Source organism: Microcystis sp. M20BS1, assembly GCF_020245305.1.
GTDB lineage: Bacteria > Cyanobacteriota > Cyanobacteriia > Cyanobacteriales > Microcystaceae > Microcystis > Microcystis ichthyoblabe_A.
Window position 1 is genome coordinate 1 of record NZ_JADBUZ010000222.1, and the last position, 4,104, is coordinate 4,104.

The 4,104-nt window shown below is 49.5% G+C and carries 3 protein-coding genes; all 3 read left to right on the top strand.

Annotated features, from left to right (window positions below):
- Positions 1–705: hypothetical protein (locus IM507_RS21220; protein WP_287637698.1), on the top strand; the 705-nt coding region annotated here is incomplete at its 5' end.
- A gap of 675 nt (positions 706–1,380) precedes the next feature.
- Positions 1,381–2,073, top strand: coding sequence for a hypothetical protein (locus IM507_RS21225; RefSeq protein WP_287637699.1), 693 nt, complete (start codon positions 1,381–1,383; stop codon positions 2,071–2,073).
- A 61-nt stretch (positions 2,074–2,134) separates the two neighbouring features.
- A partial coding sequence (locus tag IM507_RS21230) for a hypothetical protein (protein ID WP_287637700.1) occupies positions 2,135–4,104 on the top strand: 1,970 nt, incomplete at its 3' end.

Here is a 4,104-nt window from a genome sequence, read left to right on the forward strand (position 1 = left end):
ACAGCGGGCATCTACGTCCACCCAACGACGTGGGCATTCATCTCGTATTATTTCATGGGTGGTTCCCAACCCCCAACCTTATCTGAAGCTGACATCGCTGAGACACGCGATGCGGTAATAATAAGCCTCAAGGCTCATCTTAAGGACGAAGAAATGAGCCGCCGCACCTCTCTCGTTGCTTCCGGGGACTACGACGACTGGTGGTCCTCTTTAGCCGGGGCCATCGGTAACTTCAACTACCGCATTCTGGCAGTAGGTCCCGACACCATCAAGGTGGAGTGTCGTGACACGTGGAACTTCAATCCCAACTCCTATTACATGAAGCTACCCTGCCCGCCTCGTCTAGCGAGTATCTTATCTTCTATGGCTAAGAAGATAGGTATAGAGGTATCTTACAATGAAGGACAGCTAACTGTCTGTGAAGAGCAGCTGGTCAAGCTCAATCCTGGTCGTGCCTTCACAACCGTGTGGGAAATAGAGGTACCCACAGCGGAGGTAGTTCCTGAGTGGGCTACTTACTGGGAGGTGGGTACCTGGAATGAGGGTAACTATGCCTTCATTCGGCCTCTCAAGTACGTACCCTTACCCCTCTGCCGCTACCAGCGGGGTAAAGGAGTTTATGTTGAACGGGACTACCATCCCGACATCGATTACGTGTCGATGTTAGAAGCGGGGTGGGCTCCCTCTGTAGATTTACCTGAATAATATTAGGGGGCTGTTAACCACAGCCCCTTTTTCCTTCTAGTGACAACCTGCCTCGCTCTAATGATAGAAGAGGTTACGTGCCTCCGTAATCTCTCTATATTCCTCACGGTCGAGGGATATGCGGTAAATGTTGACAACCTATGGGAGGAAGCTTGCGCTCTCTCCCATCGAATAGAAGAGAAGGAGGCACGCTCTCTTGCGTAGTCTGTAGCTAGTCGTGTAGTTAAGGGGCTGTTGGGTGGGCGGCCCCTTTTCTTTCTAGTGAACATTTACTCTAGGAGGTAAATCCATGTGCCCTTATCACACTTATCTTCACGTGTTGAATCGTCAAACAATTCAACGTCGGTCTGTAGATGGGCCAGCGTGTCATCTAGATATTGATGGTCATCGCTGGTACGTTGTACCAGATGGTGATTTAGAGATTATTACTCTAATAGACTAATGCTATGGGCCCGTCTCTACTTCTTATTCAAGATAGAGGCGGGCCCCTCGTCTCTAAATGATAGCGCGTTAAAAAGAAGAGGAATGAAGCTCAGCGCCTGAGTTCGTTAAGTACGCGAGCAATTGGCCCCTTTTCTTTTAGTAGTCCTATACACCCAAGTATTCACAATGAGAAACAAAGCCTCTAACCCCTCTAACCCTTCTAACCCCTCTAACCCCTCTAACCAACCCACCATGAAAAACTACACATTCACGCTTAACGTAAGCAAGACTGCTAGCACTAAGCCTGGCGTTCTTGCTTACGTGCACAATGGCGCTATCAAGCGCCGCCTGGATCTATCTAGCTACTGGCTAGAATTCCGACTGATATCCGCTAAGAACGGGGAGGTACCTCTCACTACCTCCGATGGCCGTAGCTTATCTACGTCCGAGTTTGTAAAGCTTCTCTCCGGCGACCCCAGTGATGATGTTGTTATGTCTGTAGAGTTATCTACAGATTTCGAAGACGAGTGGGAAAGCTCATCATGTGGAAGTGTAAAAGTTAGCTTCAACGCAGAAGACCTCCGCGTTGGACGCGAAACAGAATACAAGGGCACAATAACCCAGTACTTTCACCTTGAAGGTGCGGAAATCCAAATTCATCGGGAAGTCATGCGCCCGAAGATAGACCCGTCTATACTGGACGGGTTTGAGAAAACAGCTATAGCAAAACCCGTGGTAACTGCGGAACAGTTACATAGTAAAGCGGCCGCCCGCAAACGCAAGCGGGAAGCTGCTGCAACAGCTCGTGCAACTGCCGCAGCCGCAGCCGCAGCCGCAGCCGCAGCCGCAGCCGCAGCAACAGAAGCAACAGCAACAGCAACAGAAGCAGCCGCAGCAGCAGGTACTGTTGATGAAGCACGTGATATAAACGATCTACTTGACTAAGTAAAAAGGGCCCAAGCAGGGCCCCTTTTTCTTTTAGTGGTTCTACATTACCAGTAACACCATGAATGTCAACTTTGTCTTCTTCCAATCTTTTGTAACCTTTATCAGCGCCGCTATAGCAGGTACTCGCATTACTGCACGACGCGTAGGCCCTGGTCGCCGTGCCCAGCAGATAGCCAGTCGTCGCGCTAATCGCGTAGTACGCCGCCGCTCTCGTCGTATTGCGTCGGCTGGCCGTCCTATCCGTTCTCTACCTCAGCAGCAACGCCCCTGCGTTGTAAAATCAGCACGACGTAGCGCACGGCGTGCCGCAGCTGCTGCAGCCTCAGCCGCCCGCAAACCCGTATTACGTAACCGTAACGTCGTAGACAAACTTGTCTTACGACAACGTAAGGCCAAACCTATACTGCGCGCTGTCAGCGCAGTATTTGCGCGTCCCTCGCGTCCTATTAAAACCGGCGCTAAAGCCGTTGCTACCGTAAATAATGCTGCTGGTAGTATTATCGCTGCCCTCGACCAAGGCCGCGTAAACTACCGCGGCAACGGCCGCACGTGTGTAGGCAAGAAGTACAAAACTAAAAACGCTAAAGCCGTTTTAGCGATAGCTAAAGCTGCTAAAGCTACTAATAAAGCAGCACGCGTTAAACGCTGTATGAGCGTTGTAGTACCAGAATTACCAAGTGATGTACTGGCTTGCCGCATGATAGTCGTAGGTAAACTATGCGGTGTCACCTTCGTACAAGGGAACATAGCGTCTTATTGTGACAATGTCGTTACTGTATCTTCATTCAAAGATATATACGCGATAACTCACGAGCTTGTCCATCACTGCCAAGCTCTAGGTCTTACTGAAGACCTAGATATAGCTCTGGTGTCTGAGGCCGCCATCGGTGCTGCCTCCGCTCAATGGCATGACACTAAATCTTACTACGAAGGTACTGAACACGAGAACGACGAATACGAAGCAGCTCTGCTTATGTACGACCCGGCATTAGTGGCCCGCCTCTTATGCACTCACTATCTCATGACCACGTTTGTAGAAAGCGGGGCACCTGGTCCTGATGATACATGGATGGATGTGGTAGATAGTTTAGATCCTGCGATTTGTCGTGAAGTCGTAGGTCTCGATGATCGCGTACTCGATTATAAAACCTATGGCGAATATGCTGAAGCCGTTGGATATGATGACACTAATACGTTATTAGACTGGGAATTCGTCTTTAACAATAGTGTCAACAACGATGATGCTGTTGCGCTAACCATTCAAGCAATTGATGGTCTTATTGGTGCGGCGCCCGCAGCAGTAACTCCTACCCGCCCGCTCTCTAACACAGGAGCCCCTACTAAGGGGTTAGAGAGTGATAGCTCCTCTACCAATACCACCAACACTAGCACTACCATGAAGAGCATTATCGAGATGTTAATTCCTGACCCTAGTACTCTCGGTGGAGTCGTGTCTCCTAAGCAAGTGGAGCGCATCACAGCAGCTCGTAAAGAGCTAACCCGCTTGTTTGGGGCTAATAACTTCGACCTTCTGCCTGAAGGTCCGATTCTCTATGTCGTATCTGGTTACAACCGTATGTCTAAGAAGTTCCTTGCGCTTCTAGACCACCGGGTTGTTTACACCACAGATTCTAAAATGAATCCTAAGGTCATTAACTTAGGTGTAACTAAATCTATTCCCTATGAAGACGACAAGCATACCTATACTACTAAGGCCGAATGCTTAGTTAGCATGTATAGTGAGCACTTCCTCACTAAATTAGCCACGTGGTCTGGTGATGACCTGGCCGCTCTCGTAGGCTGTCTGTGTGTCAAGCAGCACCGTATTGTTAGTGTTGAGGGCCCCTGTGTTGTCATCAAGGGTAATAACCGCAGCACTACCTTCAACTTTAATAGCAGTACCGTTAATGACGGTCGTCAGAGTCGCATCGCTAATGAGCTAGTTAAAGTAGGAGGCAAAGACTACAGTGGTCGTGTAGCCCTTGTAGCGCTCTGTATGAAGGTAGTGTATAACGCCACTGGTGCGCG

Excerpts from the sequence above, each read along its gene's own strand:
- IM507_RS21225 (WP_287637699.1), top strand. The coding sequence starts at position 1,381 with ATGAAAAACTACACATTCACGCTTAACGTAAGCAAGACTGCTAGCACT.